At 50.1% G+C, this 21,310-nt stretch carries 20 protein-coding genes and 3 tRNA genes; all 23 read left to right on the forward strand.

Features of this window, described 5'->3' with window-relative positions; all coding sequences use genetic code 11:
• The first annotated feature begins 181 nt into the window (after positions 1-181).
• The 23 genes from MCJ35_RS05720 to MCJ35_RS05830 all read left to right on the forward strand — a co-directional run bounded on the left by MCJ35_RS05720 (position 182) and on the right by MCJ35_RS05830 (position 21,308).
• Positions 182-904: a DUF554 domain-containing protein gene (locus tag MCJ35_RS05720; protein ID WP_008726122.1), complete on the forward strand. Its 723-nt coding sequence runs from the start codon at positions 182-184 to the stop codon at positions 902-904.
• Positions 905-937: 33 nt separating this feature from the next.
• Positions 938-2,104, forward strand: a complete 1,167-nt coding sequence (locus MCJ35_RS05725; protein ID WP_120057637.1) for an aminotransferase class I/II-fold pyridoxal phosphate-dependent enzyme — start codon at positions 938-940, stop codon at positions 2,102-2,104.
• Positions 2,105-2,213: 109 nt separating this feature from the next.
• Positions 2,214-2,768, forward strand: a complete 555-nt coding sequence (locus MCJ35_RS05730; protein WP_240299388.1) for a VanZ family protein — start codon at positions 2,214-2,216, stop codon at positions 2,766-2,768.
• The gene (gene truA / locus MCJ35_RS05735) at positions 2,765-3,514 is read left to right on the forward strand and encodes a tRNA pseudouridine(38-40) synthase TruA (RefSeq protein WP_025482552.1); all 750 of its coding nucleotides are present in this window, start codon (positions 2,765-2,767) and stop codon (positions 3,512-3,514) included. The genes MCJ35_RS05730 and truA overlap by 4 nt, the downstream gene beginning before the upstream one ends.
• Positions 3,511-4,695, forward strand: a complete 1,185-nt coding sequence (locus MCJ35_RS05740; protein ID WP_008726116.1) for a cation diffusion facilitator family transporter — start codon at positions 3,511-3,513, stop codon at positions 4,693-4,695. The genes truA and MCJ35_RS05740 overlap by 4 nt, the downstream gene beginning before the upstream one ends.
• 26 nt (positions 4,696-4,721) lie before the next feature.
• Positions 4,722-5,255, forward strand: a complete 534-nt coding sequence (locus MCJ35_RS05745; RefSeq protein ID WP_025482551.1) for an RNA polymerase sigma factor — start codon at positions 4,722-4,724, stop codon at positions 5,253-5,255.
• Positions 5,256-5,388: 133 nt separating this feature from the next.
• Positions 5,389-5,460 (forward strand) — tRNA-Gln (locus MCJ35_RS05750).
• A 152-nt stretch (positions 5,461-5,612) separates the two neighbouring features.
• Entirely contained in the window at positions 5,613-6,644 is a 1,032-nt protein-coding gene (locus MCJ35_RS05755; RefSeq protein ID WP_025482550.1) for a lysylphosphatidylglycerol synthase transmembrane domain-containing protein, read from the forward strand.
• A gap of 153 nt (positions 6,645-6,797) precedes the next feature.
• Positions 6,798-7,472: a YczE/YyaS/YitT family protein gene (locus MCJ35_RS05760; protein ID WP_025482548.1), complete on the forward strand. Its 675-nt coding sequence runs from the start codon at positions 6,798-6,800 to the stop codon at positions 7,470-7,472.
• 279 nt (positions 7,473-7,751) lie between these two features.
• Positions 7,752-8,780, forward strand: coding sequence for a Gfo/Idh/MocA family protein (locus tag MCJ35_RS05765; RefSeq protein ID WP_025482547.1), 1,029 nt, complete (start codon positions 7,752-7,754; stop codon positions 8,778-8,780).
• Between the two features lie 106 nt (positions 8,781-8,886).
• Entirely contained in the window at positions 8,887-9,879 is a 993-nt protein-coding gene (locus MCJ35_RS05770; protein ID WP_025482546.1) for a LacI family DNA-binding transcriptional regulator, read from the forward strand.
• Positions 9,880-9,965: 86 nt separating this feature from the next.
• Positions 9,966-11,051, forward strand: a complete 1,086-nt coding sequence (locus MCJ35_RS05775; protein WP_025482544.1) for a uroporphyrinogen decarboxylase family protein — start codon at positions 9,966-9,968, stop codon at positions 11,049-11,051.
• Positions 11,041-12,087: a Gfo/Idh/MocA family protein gene (locus tag MCJ35_RS05780; RefSeq protein WP_025482542.1), complete on the forward strand. Its 1,047-nt coding sequence runs from the start codon at positions 11,041-11,043 to the stop codon at positions 12,085-12,087. Before MCJ35_RS05775 ends, MCJ35_RS05780 begins: the two co-directional genes overlap by 11 nt.
• A gap of 16 nt (positions 12,088-12,103) precedes the next feature.
• The gene (locus MCJ35_RS05785; RefSeq protein ID WP_150825040.1) at positions 12,104-13,282 is read left to right on the forward strand and encodes a hypothetical protein; all 1,179 of its coding nucleotides are present in this window, start codon (positions 12,104-12,106) and stop codon (positions 13,280-13,282) included.
• A 150-nt stretch (positions 13,283-13,432) separates the two neighbouring features.
• Positions 13,433-13,504: transfer RNA gene (locus tag MCJ35_RS05790), tRNA-Gln, on the forward strand.
• 211 nt (positions 13,505-13,715) lie between these two features.
• Positions 13,716-13,787, forward strand: a tRNA-Gln gene (locus MCJ35_RS05795).
• 96 nt (positions 13,788-13,883) lie between these two features.
• Complete coding sequence (locus MCJ35_RS05800) at positions 13,884-14,597, forward strand: Crp/Fnr family transcriptional regulator (RefSeq protein WP_240299389.1); 714 nt, start codon at positions 13,884-13,886, stop codon at positions 14,595-14,597.
• 72 nt (positions 14,598-14,669) lie between these two features.
• Positions 14,670-15,701: an anaerobic sulfite reductase subunit AsrA gene (asrA, locus tag MCJ35_RS05805; protein ID WP_025482538.1), complete on the forward strand. Its 1,032-nt coding sequence runs from the start codon at positions 14,670-14,672 to the stop codon at positions 15,699-15,701.
• Positions 15,701-16,495, forward strand: coding sequence for an anaerobic sulfite reductase subunit AsrB (gene asrB, locus MCJ35_RS05810; RefSeq protein WP_240299390.1), 795 nt, complete (start codon positions 15,701-15,703; stop codon positions 16,493-16,495). The genes asrA and asrB overlap by 1 nt, the downstream gene beginning before the upstream one ends.
• A 10-nt stretch (positions 16,496-16,505) precedes the next feature.
• A complete protein-coding gene (gene asrC, locus MCJ35_RS05815) occupies positions 16,506-17,468 on the forward strand; it encodes a sulfite reductase subunit C (protein WP_008726103.1) in 963 nt (320 codons plus the stop codon).
• Positions 17,469-17,489: 21 nt separating this feature from the next.
• The gene (locus tag MCJ35_RS05820; protein ID WP_025482537.1) at positions 17,490-19,589 is read left to right on the forward strand and encodes a molybdopterin oxidoreductase family protein; all 2,100 of its coding nucleotides are present in this window, start codon (positions 17,490-17,492) and stop codon (positions 19,587-19,589) included.
• Positions 19,576-19,998, forward strand: a complete 423-nt coding sequence (locus tag MCJ35_RS05825) for a 4Fe-4S dicluster domain-containing protein (RefSeq protein ID WP_008726099.1) — start codon at positions 19,576-19,578, stop codon at positions 19,996-19,998. Before MCJ35_RS05820 ends, MCJ35_RS05825 begins: the two co-directional genes overlap by 14 nt.
• Positions 19,995-21,308, forward strand: coding sequence for an NAD(P)/FAD-dependent oxidoreductase (locus tag MCJ35_RS05830; RefSeq protein WP_025482536.1), 1,314 nt, complete (start codon positions 19,995-19,997; stop codon positions 21,306-21,308). The genes MCJ35_RS05825 and MCJ35_RS05830 overlap by 4 nt, the downstream gene beginning before the upstream one ends.
• Positions 21,309-21,310 lie beyond the last annotated feature (2 nt).

The following is a 21,310-nucleotide window of genomic DNA, read 5'->3' on the forward strand; positions in this document are numbered from 1 at the left end:
GCTTCCTGTCTTGTCATATCTGGAAAATTGTACTATAATAGGCGAAATGGACTGCCCTGTCCCAATGAGGCGCCAGCCAGATGCAGAGGAACATTACCAGATTCACATTACCAGATGCACAGTAACAAAAGGGCTGGCTGCCAAAGCAGGGAAAAGTCACAGAACAGGCAGGTATAGAGGGATGACAGGATTAGGGACAATTGTAAATATCGGGGCAATCCTGGCCGGATGTATGGTTGGGATGCTGCTGAAGGGGGGACTTCCAAAACGCCTTCAGGATACCATCTCCAGCGCGGTGGGGCTGTGCGTGGTGTTTGTGGGGATAACAGGAGGAATAAAGGGCCTGATGACCATGTCCGGCAGCGGCTTTGAGACAAGGGATACCCTTGTGACTGTTGTGTGCATGGTGGCGGGAGCGGCGCTGGGAGAGTGGATTAATATTGAATATAAACTGGAGCAGTTAGGCGGCTGGTGTAAGTCCCGGATTCCGGGGGGCCAGAAGTCAGGGACTTTTACGGAGGCATTTGTCAGCTCATCCCTGCTGTTCTGCGTGGGCGCCATGGCAATCGTGGGCTCACTGGAGGACGGACTCAGTCATAATTACAGTACACTGTTTACAAAAGCAGTGATGGATGGGGTGCTGTCCATTGTATTTACCGCCACCCTGGGGATTGGAACCGTCTTCTCCATCTTTCCGGTAGGGATATACCAGGGCGGTATGACTGCGCTGGCCGGACTGGTGAAGCCGTATCTCACGGACCTGATGATTGTCAGGATGTCCTGTATTGGTTCCATCCTGATTTTCGGGCTGGGGCTGAATCTTGTCCTAGGAAGTAAAATTAAAATCGGCAACCTGCTTCCGGCGGTGTTCCTGCCGTTGATTGCATGTGCCCTTGGTTTTTAGGAATATACGGATATAAAAGGGAGGATGATGGAAATGGAATTTGCAAAGAGAATGGACCGCTTTGGGGAGGGGATCTTTTCAAAGCTGGCTGAGATTAAGAGACAGAAGCTTAAGCGGGGGGAGGAGGTCATTGACCTTAGTATCGGCGCACCCAATATACCGCCCGCGGCCCACATTACAGAGGCGCTCTGTAAGGCTGCGGCCGACCCTAAGAATTATGTGTATGCCATCAGCGACAGGAATGAACTGCTGGATGCTGTTTCCGGCTGGTATATGAAGCGCTATGGGGTCGCCCTGGACCCTGACAGGGAAATCTGTTCCCTGCTGGGCTCACAGGAGGGCCTTGCCCACATTGCGCTGACCATGGTGGACGAAGGGGATATAGTGCTGGTTCCTGACCCCTGCTACCCTGTGTTTGGGGATGGTCCCCAGATAGCAGGCGCTAATCTGTACTACATGCCCCAGAAAAAGGAAAATGGATATATAATCCGCCTGGACGGGATACCTGAGGACGTGGCAGAAAAGGCAAAGCTTATGGTGGTCTCTTATCCGAACAACCCGACCACTGCCATGGCGCCTGATTCATTTTATGAAGAATTGATTGCATTTGCGTCAAAACATGATATCATCGTGCTTCACGACAATGCATACAGTGACCTTGTGTTTGACGGAAGGACCTGCGGCAGTTTCCTGCGTTTCCCAGGTGCCAGGGAGGTTGGGGTGGAGTTTAATTCCCTGTCCAAGACATACGGCCTGGCAGGTGCCAGGATTGGCTTCTGTCTGGGCAATGAAGAGGTGGTGTCCAGAATCAAGCTGTTGAAGTCCAATATGGATTATGGCATGTTCCTTCCTATCCAGGCAGCAGCCATTGCAGCCATAACAGGCGACCAGTCCTGTGTACATACCACGATGAAAGCCTATGAGACGCGCCGTAATATCATGTGCGACGGATTTACGGGGATTGGATGGAAGATGGAGCGGCCCGCAGCAACCATGTTTGTGTGGGCAGGAATTCCGGAGAAGTTTAAGTCCTCAGAGGAGTTTGTGATGGCGCTGGTGGAAAAGGCCGGGGTCATGGTAACTCCCGGCAGCGCCTTTGGCCCGTCCGGCGAAGGTTATGTGCGCCTGGCCCTTGTACAGGATGAGGAAATGCTGAATAAAGCCATCCGGGCCGTGGATGCCAGCGGTATCCTTAAATAAACGTGATAGTGAAGGCTGAAGGAAAATGCAGATGGGTGCATGGGAGCAGCCGGAAGGAGGACGCAGGTGGGTGCATGAGTGAGTCCGGAAGAAAAGGAGTAATGACAGGATGAAGGACAGAAAGACAACGGGCCTGCATGGTAGCGGGAAGACAATGGACCTGCCGGGGCGCGGTAAAACATCGGGCCTGCCGGAACACAGGACAGCGGCAGGTCCGGGACAGCGGGTGGCCCTTATCCTGCTGATTGTATATATATGCTTTATATATGGCAATTCCCTTACGCCTGCCCATATTTCCTCCAGGGAGAGCGGGTTCCTGCTCATGAAGCTTCATGACTTTTTGGAAATGATTGGTTTTGACAGCAGATGGCTTACTGAACATATTGTGAGGAAAAGCGCGCATTTTATAGAGTATACAGGTCTGGGCATCCTTCTTGCCTTTTACTGCAGGACATGGATGCCCAAAGGAATCAGGAAGCCCAGGCTGGCGGCAGAGCTGGCATTCCTTGTGCCCTTTGTGGATGAAACCATCCAGCTGTTTGTGGATGGACGGTCCGGACAGGTGGATGATGTTTGGCTGGATCTGTGCGGAGTGATGTGCGGTCTGGCGTTGACAACGGTACTGGCTTTCATGAGAAAAACAGATAGGGGAAAATTAAAATGAATTATATCATTTGGCTGTCCTATGACGGGACGCGTTATGACGGATGGCAGAAGCAGGGCAATACGGAAAAGACCATCCAGGGAAAACTGGAACGCGTCCTGGAGAAGCTGGATGGGGAACCGGTGGAGGTACGGGGCAGCGGAAGGACGGACGCAGGCGTCCATGCCCGTGGCCAGGTGGCTGATTTCCAGTTAAAGGGAAAGAGGGCGCCGGAAGAGGTAATGGAGTACCTGAACAGGTATCTTCCCGAGGACATAGCTGTGTGGAGGATCCAAACAGCGCCGGAGCGGTTCCACAGCCGCTTAAATGCTGTGAGGAAGACCTACCGCTACCAGATTGAACTGGGACCTAAAAAGGATGTGTTCCGGCGCAGCTATTATTATGGTCTGGGACAGGAACTGGACGTGGCTTCCATGGAAAGGGCCGCAGCATACCTGACAGGTACCAGGGATTTTAAGAGCTTCTGCGGCAATAAAAAGATGAAAAAATCCACGGTACGGACCCTGGAGTCCATACGCTTTGAACGTCTGGAAGATACCAGGCTTCATATATCATTTACGGGAAACGGGTTTTTACAGCAGATGGTGCGTATCCTGACCGGAACCCTGATTGAAGTGGGACAGGGCAGGAGAAAGCCGGAGGACATGAGGTCCATTCTGGAGGCGCTGGACCGGCAGGCCGCCGGGTTTACAGCCCCGCCAGAGGGGCTGTTTCTTGAAAAGGTAGAATATGGGGAACTGATATGACTGATTTTTTGGTAAAACATTTTGTTAAGAACCATGAACAGGTGGAGAAAGACGAGGTCAGGACAGAGTACGGCACCCTTGCAAGCGGGGTGGGAATCTGCTGTAACCTTCTGCTGTTTGCAGCCAAGCTGATCATTGGAATACTGGTGAACAGTATCTCTGTCATGGCAGATGCATTTAATAACCTGTCCGATGCAGCCTCTTCCATTATTGGCTTTATCGGCGTTAAGATGGCGGAAAAGCCGGCTGATGATGACCATCCATTCGGACATGGAAGGATTGAATATATTTCGGCTTTCATTGTGGCCTTCCTGGTCATCCAGGTGGGTTTTTCACTGTTTAAGTCATCAGTGGGAAAGATAATCCACCCTGAGGATATGACCTTTAGATGGATTTCCATTGTCATCCTCCTGCTTTCCGTGGGAGTGAAGCTGTGGCTGTCCATGTTTAATAAGAAGCTGGGGAAAAGAATCAATTCCAAGGTCATGATGGCAACCTCGGCAGATGCAATGGGGGATGTGGCAGCCACATCGGCCACGATTTTTTCCATTGCAGTTTATGGCATCGCCGGTTTGAATGTGGATGGTATCGTGGGAATCATCGTATCCGTGGTAGTCATGATTGCCGGTGTGAATATTGCAAAGGATACCCTGGCGCCCCTGATAGGAGAGGGCATTGACCCGGAGTTTTACGAGGAAATCAGTAATTTTGTGGAGAGTTTTGACGGTATAGTGGGAACCCATGATCTGATTGTACATAATTATGGGCCAACCAGAAGCATGGCATCCATCCATGCGGAGGTTCCCAATGACTGCGATGTGGAGTTCAGCCATGAGATTATTGACCGCATTGAACGGGAGGCTCTGCGGCGGTTCCGTCTTCTGCTCGTAATCCATATGGATCCGGTGGAGACACACAATGAACTGGTTGTTAAATTTAAAGATATGGTGGCCGATGTTCTGGAAAATATTGACAGCCGCCTGGAATTCCATGATTTCAGGATGGTGGACGGACAGGCCCGGATCAACCTGATTTTTGATTTAGTAGTTCCCTGGGAATATAAACAGTCTGCCCAGGGTAAACTGAAAGCAAGGATTAGCGATGAGGTCAAAAAGCGGGATGGGCGATGCGAGTGCGTCATTACCGTGGAGAACAGTTTCATGTCGGGAAATAGAGAGTAGGCTAATCCCCAAAGGGGGAAGGGCAGATGACACAGGAAGAGATGATACAGGCAATGGCAGAGGGGGACAGGGAAGCTTTCCGCCAGTTTTATCAGGAAACCGCCCGCCCGGTGTACAGCTTTATCCTGTCGCTGACAAAAAGCCCCTATGAGGCAGAGGACCTGATGCAGGAAACGTATCTTTGCGTATGGACCAAGGCCGGCTCCTACGTCCCGTTGGGAAAGCCTCTGGCATGGGTTTTTACCATTGCCAGGAATCTCTGCTACATGAGGTTCAGGGAGCAGAAAATGGTAAGCAATGTTGCCCTTGAAGACCTGGAAGGAAAGGAGGAAGGGGCGTATTGTGAATCCCTGGAACAGGCAGCGGACAGGAAGGTGCTCTTAGATGCCCTCGGTAAGATCAGCGAGGAGGAGCGGCAGATCGTGCTCCTTCATACGGCGGCCGGAATGAAGCACAGGGAAGTGGCACAGACCTTGGAAATGCCTCTGGCCACAGTCCTGTCCAAGTACAACCGCTCCATGAAAAAGCTTCAGAATATCCTGAAATATCCGGGCGCCTGAATGGCTGTCCGGGGAGAGATTCAAAAAGTCTTTGGAAAAATAGATGGACTTTGGGAAAATACTTTGGAAAAATATTCAAAAAGGTACTTGACGAAAATTAAACTATGATATATAATAACTTTCGTTGTGTTATTGGGCTATCGCCAAATGGTAAGGCAACGGACTCTGACTCCGTCATTTCAAGGTTCGAATCCTTGTAGCCCAGTTATTGAGGAAACCGGGAATCCAGTTCATGGATTTCCGGTTTTTTATGATGCGCCGCTGGCATATTGCCTTGCGGGATTATTTGGTTTATGGTATCCTATCCTGTAAGCGATGTTTTGCCAGAGCGCCAGATATCTGGGAAAAGGGGTTTGAATGTCTAGTAAAAAGAAAAATATATTGAACGCTGTATTTTTGCTGATTGTATTCTTCCTGACCATTTACAGTGTGTTTAAGGGAGAAGATTTAAGCGATATAGCGGATACCATAACCGAGGCGTCACCGGTGTTCCTGATCCTGGGCGTGTCCTGTGTGGTATTCTTCATATGGGCGGAGTCGGCCATCCTCCATTATCTCTTTGGAACGCTGCATGTAAAGGCAAAGCGGCGGACCTGCTTCATGTATTCGGCCATTGGCTTTTTCTTCAGCTGTATCACGCCCTCGGCAGGAGGAGGGCAGCCGGCCCAGGTGTACTATATGAGGAAGAATATGATACCGGTGCCCGTGGCAACGGTGGTGCTGATGGTTGTGACCATTACATATAAGTCCGTGCTGGTCATTGCAGGATGTCTCCTGGCTGTGTTTGGGAGGGGGATGCTGGACCGTTACCTGTATGAGGTCATGCCTGTGTTTTATCTGGGTCTTACCCTGAACGTGGTGTTCTGCCTTGCCATGCTGATCCTGGCGTTCCATACGTCCCTGGCAAAGAATATTGCCATGAAGCTGCTGGGATTCCTGGTGAGGCTGCATATACTGAAGGATAAGCCGTCCAGGACGGAGCGTCTCACCCTGACCATGGACCACTACAATGAAACCGCCTTGTACCTGCGACAGCACAAGGAAGTACTGGTGCGGGTGACGCTCCTTACTTTCTGCCAGAGGATTGCCCTGTTTTCCGTCACATATTTTGTCTATAAAGCCTTTGGGCTAAGAGGGACCCATGCAGCAACCCTTATCCTTTTGCAGTCAACCATATCCATATCAGCAGACATGCTTCCCCTTCCTGGGGGCATGGGAATCAGTGAGCATCTGTTCCTGACCATATTTGACCCTATTTTTTATGGGGACCTGCTGCTTCCGGCCATGGTACTTTCACGGGGAATTGCTTATTATGTGCAGCTGCTGTTCAGTGCTGCCGTGACATTAGGCGCCCATATCCTGGTCGACAGACGGCAAAAAGGAACCTAAAAAATTTTTAGGTAATCTAAAAATGATTGTGCATATTGCTGAATTTTCATCTTCAAGTTGGTCAGTATGCCCATTGTAGAGGATAATAGAACGTGCTATGATTAAATATATAAAATATTTTAGGTACACTAAAAAAATTAGAGGTGTTAGCACGTGAAAAATTCAGATATGTTCAAGCGTTATGGAATGTTTATTGCAGGAGTCATATTCAGTGCATTGGGAATAAGCCTGATTACAAAAGCAGGGCTGGGAACGTCGCCGATTACCAGCCTTGCTTTTGTGTTGACCTTTATTTTCCCGCATACCCTGGGTACCTTTACCATGATGGTCAATTCTGTTATGTTTATCATCCAGGTAATCCTGCTGGGGAAAGCGTTTCAGAAAATCCAGCTGCTTCAGCTTCCTGCGGCGCTTTTATTTTCCGTCTGTATTGACGGCTGGCTCAGCATCCTGAGTTATTGGCAGACAGGCGGCTATGTGGGACAGGTGCTGATGCTGCTGCTAGGCTGCGTCTTCCTGGGGCTTGGGATTGCACTTGAGGTCATACCCAATGTCCTCATCCTTCCCGGTGAAGGACTGGTACGTGTGATTGCAGGGCTTACCGGATGGAGGTTCGGCCGTGTGAAGACCGGGTTTGATATGAGTATTGTGGCCAGTGCGGTGGTGGTTTCCGTCCTGGTAAAGGGACAGGTGCTGGGCATCCGGGAGGGAACCGTGATTGCGGCCCTGATTGTGGGGAGCATATCCCATTTCTTTATCGAGAAGGTTTCTGCGGCCCTTGGGGGCTGGATTCCGTCCTATACAGAGGCAGGAGACGCATGTTCATAAGGGTTGTAGGAGTACATCCATCTGCGGTTTGAGCGGCAGGTGGGTGTTTTTATGTGGGTTTATCCAGTGATGCGTTATAAAAAGGGTATTACATAATAGGGTAGTAATCAGATGAATAATTGATAAATTAGAGAAAAATACTTGACAAATTAGTGGAACATGTTAAAATAAACATTAGTTACGCGCGTAACTAATGCCCTGCTTTTATATTTGAAAGATATTTTTTTTCTTGCTAAGTTACACGCGTAACTGAGGAGATAGGAGAAGGAGGAATGGAGATTGGAACAAAATAGGTGCCCGAGGATTGGAATCATAGGCTGTGGACAGATTGCGAAAATCCGTCATGTGCCGGAACTTGCGGGCTGCAAGGATGCAGAACTTGCTGGTTTTTACGATTATGTGCCGGAACATGCCAGGTCCCTGGCCAGCCAGTATGGGGGAAAGGTCTATGACCGATATGAAGAGATGCTGGAGGATGAAACCGTTGACGGGGTTGTAATCTGTACTTCCAATGACAGTCATGGAAGGATTTCCGTAGAAGCCCTTAAGAGGGATAGGTATGTTTTATGTGAAAAACCCATGTGTATGAGTCTTGAGGAAGCTGGACAGGTGCTGGAGGCGGAGCGGGAGAGTAAGGCATTCTACATGGCAGCCCATAACCAGCGTTTTACTCTGGCCCATAGAAAGGCAAAGGAGATTTTAATGGGCGGCCAGATGGGAAAAATCATTGCCTTCAGGTGCACCCTGGCGCATGATGGACCAGAACGCTTCAGCATTAACCGGTCCACATCCACCTGGTACTTAAACAAACGGAATTCAGGCTTTGGGTGTATCACCGATTTGGGGATTCATAAGTGCGATGTACTTAGTTATCTTTTGGGAGAGCCTTTTATAAGGGTTGGGGCCATCGGTGGTACCAGGGACAAGTGTGATGCAGAGGGAAGGCTTGTGGATGTATATGACAATGCAGTCTGTGTCCTGGAGAGCAGATCAGGTGTTATGGGAACCCTTAACCTGTCTTATTCCAATTATGGGCCCATGGAAAACGGGACGGTTTATTATTGCCAGAAAGGGGTGCTCCATGTCCAGTACAGTCAGGACTGTGCACTGGAGGTAATCATGGATTCCGGTGAGAAAATACGGTACATAAGCCAGGAGAATCCGTCTTCACAAGTGGTCGGTACTTTTGTAAAAGCAATACGGGACCATGGCCAGTCACCTGTGTCTGCAAAGGAGTCCTATGAGGCAATGCGTGTGGTATCTGCAATAGAGGAGTCTGCCAGGACAGGAGCTTTTATCAATTTATAATAGGATATGTGAAGTCAGATAGCCTGGAGGATATAGGATTATCCTTTCCTTTTTCTGAAACTGGTAATATAATAACACCAGAATAAATGGAAGGGAAAGAACGAGTATGTCAAAGCGAAAGGAAGTTGCAGCAGCAGCAGGTGTGTCTGAGGCTACAGTATCCCATGTAATAAATGGAACAAAGTATGTGAGCCCGGAACTTGCCGCACGGGTAAGGAAAGCCATCGAAGAAAAGGGCTATTATTTAAACCAGGCAGCCAGGTGCCTGGCTACGAACAGAAGCGGACATCTGGCGCTGGTGGTGAATAACTTAAAGAACCCACGTTACGCGGAAGTGGCAGAAGCCATGCAGGAGGAAGCCAGGAAACGGGGATACATTGTATCTGTCATAGATATCAATATTTTTAACTTTAATGAAGATGCTATTTTTGACCTGATAGCCAGAAATGTAGACGGATTATTCCTGGCAACCTACATTGATAGCATGGAACCGGCTATACGCAGGGCTTGTGAAAGCGGTATCCGTGTAGTCTCAGGCTGTCCGGAATTTGGCAGGGTTCTGAAGATTGACTATGAGGATTCCATTGGAAATCTGGTCCGGTATCTGGCAGGGGCTGGCCATAGGCGGATTGCTTTTCTTAGCGGCTATTCACTAAAAGAGTCATCTCATGAAAAATATGCTAATTTCTGCCAGGCCATGGACGCTAATGGCCTGAAGATACTGCCGGAACTTATGATTGATGGTCAGATGCCTTATATCGCCGACCTGGATACTGGATTCCAGGCCATGAATCAGCTTTTAGAAAGAGGTACGGAGGTAGATGCGGTCTTCGCTGTCAACGACCTGGTAGCTATTGGGGCGATGAAGGCTTTGCGGCAGAGGGGGTTCCGTGTCCCGGAAGATATTTCCGTGGCGGGATGTGATGATATTCCATTTGCTTCCTATGTTGAGCCGGTATTGGCCACCATCAGTGTCCCCAAAGCGGAGATGGGAAAACTTGCGGCAGAGATGCTGTGCGATATCCTGAATAACAGGCCCTGTGAGGACCATTATCTGAAAACTACATTTAAAGCAGGAGCATCAATCGGATATGTGTAAAGCGTAAAAGATGCTGGGATATTGTATTGCCAGACATGTTCCGGATGTGGTTATCAGGGAAACCATATAAGAAAGGAAACTTAAAGATGACGCATAAAGAACGTTTGATGGCAGTAAAAGAAGGACGGAAGACAGACAGACCAGCATTTGTGGCCTGGGGGCCCCATATGAACCTGGTAGACAGAAATGTAAAGGATTTTACCGAGGCAACCATTGCATATCAGAATACATATCAGTTTGATTTTATAAAACTGATGCCTAACGGTATGTATTTTACAGAAGATTTCGGACAGATGTTAAAGCCAGCCGCCCATATTTATGATGATACCTGGATGAACGTACAGGCAAGTGCAGTTAATGATCCGCATCAGTGGTCTAAGATTAAGGTGCCGGACCTGAAAAAAGGCGCCCTGGCAAGGGAAGTTGAGGTCTGTAAACGGGTGAATGATTATTATCAGGGAGATGTGCCGGTGTTAGCCACTGTTTTCAGCCCGTTCATATGGATGGGGGAGATGACGGGGGGATTTTTCCATCCGGAGGTAATCCTTTCACATTTTGAATATTCGGGCAGCTATGCACGGGCAGCCCTCGAGGTGATTTCTGAAACCAATGAGCGGCTTATGGAAGCATTTGTTGATGCGGGGGCTGCTGGTTTTTTCCTGGGGTATCAGTGTGGAATGGCTAAGCTGATGGGCAGGGATATGTTTGACGAGTGCGCAAGGAAATATGATGTAAGGAATATTAATGCAATTAAAGACAGGACATGGTTTAACATGGCTCATATCTGCCATGGGGATGCCGGCACCAGCCAATGGTTTTTGGATTATCCGGTAGATGCATTTAACTGGGCGGACCAGGAACAAGGCCAGTTGACCATTGGCGAAATGCGTCAGAAAACAGAACGGGTCCTTGTGGGCGGGCTGGATCATGCCAATGGACATGGTTATAAGGAACTTGAAGGCAGATATAAACCTAGCTCTGATTTTGCTGGGAATGACAGGGATGAGATAAAAGCCCATATTAAAAAGAAGGTGAAAGAAGCCTTAAAGTCGGGTGGATTAAAAACAGTCATATCCGGAGGATGCGGCTGGTCTGAAGGTTCCCTTCCCAGATTTCCTCTTTGGAGGGAAGTGATGGAGGAAATCGGGGAGGAAGGCTGGGATGAAGCATAAGATATTGCTCCTTGGAATAGGATTTTGGGGCCGGCGATGGCTGGAACTGATTTTAAAGTCAGGACGCTGCCAGCTGGCGGGTGCAGCAGGCAGTGAGGACGAAATGCAGGAAGTATGTATCAGTTATGGAATCAATCCTGCAATCACGTTTACTGATTTCAGGAAAGCCATTGCCCGGACAGCGGCAGACATTGCAGTGGTAGTGCTTCCGGGTGTACTGCATTTTGAAGCGGACAGGCTGGCGTTGGAAAAAGGCATGAATCTGATTACAGAGAAGCCGCTGGCAATGAATATGGAGGAGGCTATGGAGTTACTGCGCCTGAAAGCCAGATATCCACTCCAGCGGTTCATGGCTTCGCAGAATTACCGATGGAGACCCTGCAACCAGGCCATGAAACGGGCCATTGACCATGGTATGATTGGCAGGATGGAGTCCATACTTTTGGAATTCCGCCAGCAGGAGGATTTACAGGGATACAGGGCGGGATTAGAAATGCCTCTTCTGCAGGATGTGTCCATCCATCATTTTGACCTGATACGGTTTTTTACCGGTGCGGATTGTAAGGAAACGTATTGCTGCGTTAGCAGACCGTCCTGGTCCCTATATCAAGGAAAGCCGGATACACAGGCAATCTTCCGGATGAGCAACGGTGTTACGGTCACATATAGCGGAAGCTGGGCAGCCAGGGGAAAGGAAACTTCCTGGGACGGGAATTTCACGATTACAGGGGACAAGGGATGCCTGACCCTGGATGCAGATGGAAGGGTGTATTTTTATAAACATGAAAAGGCAGATGCGGTTGTACTTGATACTGCCAGCCAGCAGGGAGAAGAAGTCGGTCTGCCTGAAATGAAGTATGCAGAAATGGAATACGGTTTCCATATGTTCCTGGACAGTGTTGAGCAGGGGGATGTTCCGGAAACCACCCTTGAGGATAATGTGAAGAGCTTTGTCATGGTCATGGCCTGCCTTGAATCTGCAAAGCGCGCAACGGTAGTGGATTGTGATGAGATGCTGCGGCAATATGCACGGTGAAAGGAAAAAGATGATTATGTCACAGGAAAAATATACGATTAGAATGCGTCTGTCGGCTTGGTTTGGACTTGCAGCTTTGGTTTTTGGGGCTTTTTGTGGAGGCGCAATGGCTTCCGGCGCTTATGCCACCAGCTATTTTGCCAGATATGGAGGCGGCCATATGCTTATCTTCATCCTTATTTTTATGACCATCATGGCAGTCTGCTGTATTCTGGGTATCAATGTAATCAGGGCTTATAAAGTAACGGATTATAATGGATTCTATCTTGCACTATACGGTCTTCATAGGGATGGTTCCAGTCCCGGACTTAGGAAGATTGTCACGCTGTTTTTTGATTTTTATACCATATTGTCAGGTATTGCCGCCTGTGCAGGCGCAATGGCCCTTTTCGGCGCACTTGCCAATTCAACCACTGGAATGCCTGTACAGGCAGGTTCACTGATTGCAGCTTTTGTATTTGCCATCCTTAGCGTTTATGGCAGTGCATTCCTGCGTAAATTCAACACTGTGATGACCCTGGCTTTGACAGGCAGCCTTTTGGCGGTCCTGGCTGCTGTGTGTGCCATGCGGGGAGATGTGCTTATTGGCCTGCTGGGAGATTTTAAGACAGGGGTGGACTGGAGCGGGGCTTCTCTTGCCACGGGTTACACCATGCTCATTTCATACTGTTTTAATGTGGGTTCATGGGGAGCTACCCTTAGCAGTTATTCGGAAAAAATCCGGGACCAGAAGGATGCGGTCGGTTCTGGTATTATGATTGCAATTTTTGTCAGCGCACTGTTTTTTGTCACATCCTGTATCGTGCTTCCGTATCTGCCGGAACAACTGAACTCCACCCCGATTCTGAACATCTGCCAGAATTATCTGGGAAGCACGCTTACCCTTATTTACTGGATTGTTATTTTCATTGCGGTAATTACTACCGGTCCAACCTTTGCATTCAGTATAGCGGCGCGTTTTATCAAGCTTTGGAAGAATTCCGCGATTGACCGGAAGCTTAAGGTTTTTGTCATAGCACTTGCCTTTATGATTGTGTGTTATTTTGTGTCCCTTATGGGATTAATGAAAATTGTACAGATTCTCCTCACCTCCACGGGGGCCATCGGTGCGTTTTCTATTTTTATTCCACTGCTTGTTTCCATTTTCCGTATCCACAAGCTGAACCTTGCAGAAAGGAGTGGGAGTCCTGATTGATGAAAAGAACTATTAAAATAATTTTGACCCAATTTTGGCCCAATAATAAAAAAAGTGCTTGACTAATTGCCACAATATGGGTATAATTAATCCCGCAGCTGTTAATCACCAGCGTGATTTCCAACAACTGCGGGATTAAAAAGTTAATGATGGGCTATCGCCAAACGGTAAGGCAACGGACTCTGACTCCGTCATTTCAAGGTTCGAATCCTTGTAGCCCAGCTAGGAAGAAGCTGGCCAGCATAAGACAGGTGCTTATGCCGGACAGCTTTTTGCATTTCATGGGATGGCGGATATCACTGCCGTGTATATCTTTTTGAGAATCCATAATGACAGATATTGGTCAAATGATATTGTGAAAAAAATTTCATTTTATATATTGATATATTTTGCCGATCATGGTAGAATAATGAACGGTCAACAGATACATGATTGGGCTATCGCCAAATGGTAAGGCAACGGACTCTGACTCCGTCATTTCAAGGTTCGAATCCTTGTAGCCCAGCTAAGACAAGTCTTTAGATATGAGGAGAGGTCCTTATGTTTAAAGACTTTTTTTACAGGGTGGTTTTAACGGGATGGGAACGTTGGACAATAGGTCATGAGGGAAGGCATGGGGGATGACGCGATGACGGTTGGGGATGCGCTTGAGATTTCAGATATATTAAAGGATGCCAGTCCGTCCAGCAGGGCAGAAATCATGTCCTTTGCCTATATAAAAGGGTATGAGAAGGGGCAGCACGTGTTTTACGATAGTGAGGAGCTGTCCTGTTTCTATATTATAATAGAAGGACTTGCCTCCCTCTATAAGCTGAATACCCTGGGGGAAAAGAAGGTGGTATTCATATACGGACCTGGAAAGATGCTCAATGAAATCATGTTCCAGGACCTGCCGGTATCCATTAACTGTGAAATCCGGGAAAGGGCCCAGGTGCTGGTGCTTTCCAAGGAGCGGTTCTGGCACGTGATGGAGCGGGACCCTGGATTGACCAGGGCTGCCTTTGACGCCATGGCCCTCAGGATACGCAGGCTTTACAGACAGCTTAAGAACACCACCAATGCCATGAAAGGTGAAAAAAGGCTGGCTGCAAAGCTTTACAAGCTGGCCAGGGACTATGGGGTCATGACGGACAAGGGGGTGCTGATCCAGATGCATCTCAGCATCACCTACCTGTCGGAGATGCTTGGCTCCCAGAGGGAGACGGTATCCAGACAGGCCAAGAAATTAGGGGATTTGGGTCTTATATATGTGGAAAAGAACCATTTCTGGGTCCCTGATTTAGAAAAATTAAGTGATTATTTTAAGCAGCCGTGATATAAATCACGGCATTTTTTATTTTTATCTGTTATAGTTAAATTATTAACAAAGAAAAGGAGTATATGCTGCATGGGATACCGTCTGCGGGAAGATGAACTGCGTCAGTTGTTTGAGATGTGGAACCGGGATTATGTGGTTTATGGACCGAAGTGCATGACCGGGGAAGGGATGTATTCGGATACGGATGTGGTAAGATATGAGCGGCTGAAAGGGTTTGAGGAACTGGAATGGGAAAAGAAGTCCGCTTACTCATTTAAGGAGGCAGTCCTGCCAATTACACAGATCCTCTTTTATTTTACGGAAGGGGAGGTAAAGGAGGCTGAGCCTGAGAGGAGGAAACCGGCGCTTCTGATTATGAGAAGCTGCGATATCCATGCGCTTAAAAGGCTGGATACGGTTTATCTGGATAACCGCTTTGAGGACAGCTATTATGCGCGCCTGAGGAAGGGGCTGCGCCTTGTGCTTTTGGGCTGCAGCGAATCCTGTGACAACGGGTTCTGCGTGTCTATGGGAACCAACCGGACAGAGGAATACGATGCAGCCATGAATATAAAGACAGTGGACGGACAGGTCCAGGCAGAATTAACAGGCAGTATGGACGGACTGGACGCCTGGCTGGATGGACTGGGAGCCGGTATGACAGAGGCTGCGCCGGATTTTGTCAGTGAAAACCATGTGAAGGTAAGGATACCGGAGGAATGTGGGCCTGAGCATGTAAAGGCCGGTCTGTGGAAGGATTATGACAGCCGCTGCATTGGCTGCGGCCGGTGTAACTTTGTCTGTCCCACCTGCACCTGCTTTACCATGCAGGATATATTCTACCAGGACAATGGAAGGGCGGGAGAGCGGCGCAGGGTACACGCTTCCTGTATGGTGGACGGCTACACGGATGTGGCGGGCGGAGGCTGTTACCGTAATTCCAAAGGAGAGCGCATGCGCTTTAAGGTCCTGCACAAGATATCTGATTTTAAGAAACAGTTCGGATACCAGATGTGCGTGGGCTGCGGCCGGTGTGACGACATCTGTCCGGAATATATCTCATTTTCAGCCTGCGTGAACCGTTTGGCGGATATGGGAAATGCCGAAAAGGAGGTGCGCTGATGAAGGGCCGGGAGTATGCACCATTTTTGTCAAAGATAGTAAAGGTAAAAAAACATACGGAGATTGAGTACACCTTTTCCATGGAGTATTTTGGGGATGTGAAGCCGGGACAGTTTTTTGAGGTATCCATCCCAAAGTACGGCGAAGCCCCCATCTCGGTCAGCGGGATCGGGCCGGACTACGTGGACCTGACCATCCGCCGGGTGGGCCGGGTGACCGGAGAGGTATTTGAACGGTATGAAGGGGATTCCCTGTTCATGCGCGGACCTTATGGAAATGGTTTTGATGTGGATGATTATAAGGACAGCGAGCTTGTAGTCATCGCCGGAGGCACCGGGGTGTCGCCGGTGCGCGGCGTGGTGGAGTATTTTTCCCATCATTCCGGGGAGCGTAAGGGCATGACATTGATTGCGGGTTTTAAAAGTCCCGGTGATATCCTGTTTCAGGAGGATTTTAAGGAATGGGATCAGACCATGGACCTGATCCTTACCGTGGACGGGGCAGAGGATGGCTATGGGGGAAGGGTGGGACTTGTGACAAAGTACATATCTGACCTGGACCTTAAGGACGCGTCATCTGCAAAGGCCATCGTGGTGGGACCGCCGGCCATGATGCGCTTCTCTGTCAAAGGGCTTTTGGAGCGCGGCTTCCTGGAGGAGAATATCTGGGTAAGCTATGAGCGGAAGATGTGCTGCGGAATCGGCAAATGCGGACACTGCCGCATCGGGGATAAATACGTCTGTGTGGACGGACCGGTATTCCCCTATACGGTGGGAAAGAACCTGTTGGATTAGGAGGCGTGTAATGGATATCAATACAAAGAAGTTAAAAAAGAATGCCTTCCGGGTCACCAAGGAGCGCGGACTGACCGCATCCCGCGTCAGGGTTCCGGGCGGGCACCTGGATGCCAGGTATCTGTCAATGATACAGGAGATTGCCCAGCAGTATGGCAATGGCAGCGTCCACATGACGGTGCGCCAGGGGTTTGAGATTCCCGGTATCCGGTATGAGGACATGGATAAGGTAAATGAACTTTTACAGCCCATCATCCAGGGCATCGGCATTAACCAGGATAAGCCGGGCTGCGGCTATACTGCGTCGGGCACCAGGAACATTTCCGCCTGCGTGGGCAATCAGGTCTGTCCCTATGCATGCTATGATACCAGCGGATTTGCATTTAAGATTGAAAAGGCGGTATTTCCCAATGACCTCCATGTGAAGGTGGCCCTGACCGGGTGTCCCAATGACTGCGCCAAGGTCAGGATGCACGACTTTGGCATCATGGGAATGACGCATCCGGAATACAGGCAGGACCGCTGTGTCAGCTGCGGCGCCTGTGTGAAGGCCTGTGAGAAAAAATCGGTTGGCGCCCTGAAAACAGTAAATTACCGGGTGCAGAGGAATCATGAGAAGTGCATTGGCTGCGGCGAGTGTGTAATCCAGTGTCCCACCAGGGCATGGGTGCGCAGTGGGAAAAAGTATTACCGCCTGACCCTTCTTGGAAGGACCGGCAAGAAGAATCCGCGCATGGGGGAGGATTTCATCAAATGGGCGGATGAGGAGAGCATTATAAAAATCATCACTAATACCTATGAGTATGTGAAGGAATATATTGACCCCGAGGCGCCCGGGGGCAAGGAGCATATCGGATATATCGTGGACCGGACCGGGTTTGAGGAGTTTAAGAAATGGGCCCTTAAGGATGTGACCCTGCCGGATATGGCTGAGCTTGCGGAGCGGATTTACTGGAGCGGGATAAAATATTAATGGGGAAGGAGTAAGGAACGCATGAAAAAGGTACAATCAACCTGCAACTACTGTGCCCTGGACTGCAACATGGATTTTTATGTGGAGGATGGGCGGATCGTGAAGGTGCTGCCGACCAAGGGGTATCCGGTCAATGACGGCTTCTGCTGTATCAAGGGACTTTCCCTGGACAGACAGCAGACCGTGGTCAAGACATCGCCCCTTCCAAGGATACGCCAGGCAGACGGCTCCATGAAGGAGGTCTCATGGAATGAGGGTTTTTCTCATGTGGCGGATAAGCTGAAGGAGCTGCAGGAGAAATACGGGAAGGAGAGCGTGGCCGGAATCAGTACGGGACAGCTTACCATGGAGGAATTTGCGCTGTTCGGTCATGTGATGAGGAATTATCTCAAGACCAATGTGGACGGCAATACCCGCCTTTGCATGGCGACTGCCGTGGTGGCCCATAAGCAGAGCTATGGATTTGACGCGCCGGGATATACCCTGAAGGACCTGGAGCTTTCCGACACCATCGTATTTGTGGGAGCCAACCCGGTGGTGGCACACCCGATCCTGTGGAAACGGGTGCGCCAGAACCCTGACAAGAAGGTGATTGTCATTGACCCCAGGAAGTCGGAGACAGCCATGAACGCGGATTACTGGTATTCGGTTAAATGCAGGGGGGACCTGAGGCTGTTCTATATCCTGGCAGGCGTGCTCATTGATAAGGGATATGTCTGTGAGGAATATATAGAAGCGCACACAGAAGGGTATGAGGAATTTAAGGGGTTTGTGAAGGATTATACCCTGGACCGGGCAGAGGAGATGACCGGGCTTTCAAAGGAACAGATCCTTGAGCTGGCGGAGCTGATCCACAGCGGGAAGCGTGTCTCCTTTTGGTGGACCATGGGCGTGAACCAGGGATACGAGGCCGTGCGAACCGCCCAGTCCATCATCAATATCGCGCTGATGACAGGCAACATAGGACGTCCGGGAACCGGGGCCAATTCCATCACAGGCCAGTGCAATGCCATGGGCTCCAGGGCCTACAGCAATACGGCGGTCCTGTACGCTGGCGGGGACTTTACCAATCCGGCCAGGCGCGCCAGGGTGGCGGAGGCGCTGGGGGTGGACGAAAGCGTGCTGGCTGAGAAGCCCACAGCCACCTACAACCAGATTATTGAGGGAATCAATGAGGGAAGGATCAAGGGCCTCTGGATCCTCTGCACCAATCCAAGGCACAGCTGGACCAACAACGAGACATTTGCCAGCGCGGTGAAGAAGCTGGAGCTGTTCGTGGTTCAGGATATCTATGACACCATTGAGAGCGCTGAGGAATGTACGGTATTCTTCCCCGTGGTTCCGGGAATCAAGAAAGAGGGAACCTACATCAACCTGGAGCGCCGCCTTTCCGCCATGCGCCCCTGCCTTGAGAAAAAGGAAAATGAGATTACGGACTACGAGGCCATCCTGGGCGTCGGAAAGGCCCTGGGCATGGGCAGTCTCCTGAACGGCTGGGAGACGCCCCGGGACTGTTTTGAGCTGATGAAGAAATGTTCCAAGGGCATGCCCTGTGACATCACCGGAATCACCTGGGAAATGTTAGAGGATTCCCACGGTATCCAGTGGCCCTTCAGGGAAGGGGACGCCCTCCAGGAGGATGAGCGCAGGCTTTACGGCGACGGATGCTTCTTCACGCCCAGCAAGAAGGCGCAGTTTAAGTTTGAGGCGCCCAAGGAGAACCCGCTGCCTGCCACAGAAGAATTTCCATATATACTTAACACGGGACGCGGCTCCGTGGGACAGTGGCATACACAGTCCAGGACCAGCGAGGTACAGTTTATCGGGGATGTGTCGGCAAAGGAGGCATACCTGTATATGAATCCTGACACGGCCGCCGCCAGCCATATTGAGGAAAACAACTGGATCAAGGTCCACTCCGCCAACGGGCAGCAGGCTGCCTTCCGGGTCAGGATATCGGAGCAGGTAAGGCCCGGGGAGCTTTACGCGCCCATCCATTACATTGAATGCAACCGGCTGACCCCATCCATTTACGACCCATATTCCAAGGAGCCATCCTACAAGGCAACGCCTGTGTGGTTTGAGAAAACAGAAGGAGGAAATGCATATGCTGCGGATTAAAATTGACAGGAGCCGCTGCATCGGCTGCCTGACCTGTGTCACAGCCTGTGTGGTCAGCCATGAAAGCTGCGACGCCAGGAACCGGGTGGTCATTGACAGCCAGGCAAAATGCGCGCCCATATTCTGCCGCCATTGCGAGCGCCCGGAATGTGTCTACACCTGTATGACCGGGGCCATGCATAAGGACCCGGATACCGGCTTCGTGGAATATGACAGGGAGAAATGCGCCAGCTGTTATATGTGCATCATGGCCTGTCCCTACGGCGTGTTAAAGAGCGACCGGCTGGAGCATAAGGAAATCATGAAATGCAACATGTGCGTACACCGTACAGAAGATGGTTCCCCTAAGCCCATGTGCGTGGAAATCTGTCCCATGAATGCAATTACACTGGAGGAGGTGGATGTATGAGATATGTGGTATTAGGCGCGTCTGCCGCCGGGGTAAACGGTGTGCGGCAGCTGAGAAAGCAGTGCCCGGAGGCTGAAATCATCCTGGTATCTAAGGACAGCACGGTATATTCCCGATGTATCCTGCATCATTATCTGGGAAACATGCGGACAAAGGAGGAGCTTTGTTTTGCAGAGGAGGATTTTGAGGACAGGTACAAGGTGGACTGGAGGAAAGGCGTCAGCTGTACGGCACTGGATGATAAGGAAAAAAAGGTCATCCTCTCAGACGGGACCAGCATTTCCTATGACCGGCTCCTGATTGCCACCGGCTCCCACACGCTCCTTCCTCCGGTTAAGGGGCTTCTGGAAACAGAAGGCGTATACGGCTTCCATAACCTGGATGAAGTGGAGTCCATTAAGAAACGGGCCGGGAAGGCGGAACACATCGTTGTCATGGGCGGCGGCCTTACGGGACTGGACGCGGCGGTTGGATTCCTCCACCTTGGGAAAAAGGCGGACCTGGTAGAGATGGAGGGGCATCTGCTGGCAAAACAGCTGGATGCAAGAAGCTCAAAAACCTACGAGGAGGCCATGGAAAATGAGGGCATCCGCCTGCATCTGGGCGTGGGTATCCGGGAAGTGTGTTCGGAAAATGGAACAATCACATCCCTGAAGCTGACGGATGGTTCAGAGCTGGCATGCGATATGCTGGTAGTCACTGCGGGCGTGCGGCCGAACATTGATTTCCTGAAAAGCTCCGGTGTGGAGTGCGACCAGTTTGGTCTTGTGATTGACCGGTACGGGCAGACCAGTGTTCCTGATATTTACGGCGCAGGCGATGTGACCGGGCGTTCCCCCATCTGGCCCGCGGCAGTGAAGCAGGGCATGGTGGCGGCCGTGAATATGGCCATGGATGATGCGCAGGAAGGCAGACGGGCAGCCATGGATGATGCGCAGGAAGGCGGACGGGCAGCCATGAATGATTCGCAGGAAGACAGACGGGCAACCATGGATGACTTCTTTGCCAGTAAATCCACCATGAATTTCCTGGACATACCCACCATGTCATTGGGTATCCCGGAGCGGCCGGACCACAGCTATGAGGTGGTTTTGGAAGACAGGGACGGCATTTACCGTAAGGTCATCCATAAAAACGGAAAGATATACGGGGCAATCCTTCAGGGCGACCTGTCCTACGGCGGTGTGCTTACCCAGCTGATTGCAAGTAAGATTGACGTATCCAAAGTGAAGAAGCCATTATTTGAGATTGACTACTCAGATTTTTTCCATACAAAAGATAATTTTGAATTCTATTATGAGGAGGCTTAAGC

The organism is Enterocloster sp. OA13 (genome assembly GCF_022440595.1).
Lineage (GTDB): Bacteria > Bacillota > Clostridia > Lachnospirales > Lachnospiraceae > Enterocloster > Enterocloster hominis.

Bases quoted from the DNA above. Each gene is read 5' to 3' on its own strand.
- MCJ35_RS05730 (WP_240299388.1), top strand. From the start codon at position 2,214: ATGAAGGACAGAAAGACAACGGGCCTGCATGGTAGCGGGAAGACAATG.
- MCJ35_RS05825 (WP_008726099.1), top strand. From the start codon at position 19,576: ATGCTGCGGATTAAAATTGACAGGAGCCGCTGCATCGGCTGCCTGACC.
- MCJ35_RS05755 (WP_025482550.1), top strand. From the start codon at position 5,613: ATGTCTAGTAAAAAGAAAAATATATTGAACGCTGTATTTTTGCTGATT.
- MCJ35_RS05745 (WP_025482551.1), top strand. From the start codon at position 4,722: ATGACACAGGAAGAGATGATACAGGCAATGGCAGAGGGGGACAGGGAA.
- MCJ35_RS05780 (WP_025482542.1), top strand. From the start codon at position 11,041: ATGAAGCATAAGATATTGCTCCTTGGAATAGGATTTTGGGGCCGGCGA.
- MCJ35_RS05740 (WP_008726116.1), top strand. From the start codon at position 3,511: ATGACTGATTTTTTGGTAAAACATTTTGTTAAGAACCATGAACAGGTG.
- asrB (WP_240299390.1), top strand. From the start codon at position 15,701: ATGAAGGGCCGGGAGTATGCACCATTTTTGTCAAAGATAGTAAAGGTA.
- MCJ35_RS05800 (WP_240299389.1), top strand. From the start codon at position 13,884: ATGAGGGAAGGCATGGGGGATGACGCGATGACGGTTGGGGATGCGCTT.
- MCJ35_RS05820 (WP_025482537.1), top strand. From the start codon at position 17,490: ATGAAAAAGGTACAATCAACCTGCAACTACTGTGCCCTGGACTGCAAC.
- asrC (WP_008726103.1), top strand. From the start codon at position 16,506: ATGGATATCAATACAAAGAAGTTAAAAAAGAATGCCTTCCGGGTCACC.
- MCJ35_RS05830 (WP_025482536.1), top strand. From the start codon at position 19,995: ATGAGATATGTGGTATTAGGCGCGTCTGCCGCCGGGGTAAACGGTGTG.
- MCJ35_RS05775 (WP_025482544.1), top strand. From the start codon at position 9,966: ATGACGCATAAAGAACGTTTGATGGCAGTAAAAGAAGGACGGAAGACA.
- MCJ35_RS05725 (WP_120057637.1), top strand. From the start codon at position 938: ATGGAATTTGCAAAGAGAATGGACCGCTTTGGGGAGGGGATCTTTTCA.
- truA (WP_025482552.1), top strand. From the start codon at position 2,765: ATGAATTATATCATTTGGCTGTCCTATGACGGGACGCGTTATGACGGA.
- MCJ35_RS05720 (WP_008726122.1), top strand. From the start codon at position 182: ATGACAGGATTAGGGACAATTGTAAATATCGGGGCAATCCTGGCCGGA.
- asrA (WP_025482538.1), top strand. From the start codon at position 14,670: ATGGGATACCGTCTGCGGGAAGATGAACTGCGTCAGTTGTTTGAGATG.
- MCJ35_RS05770 (WP_025482546.1), top strand. From the start codon at position 8,887: ATGTCAAAGCGAAAGGAAGTTGCAGCAGCAGCAGGTGTGTCTGAGGCT.
- MCJ35_RS05785 (WP_150825040.1), top strand. From the start codon at position 12,104: ATGTCACAGGAAAAATATACGATTAGAATGCGTCTGTCGGCTTGGTTT.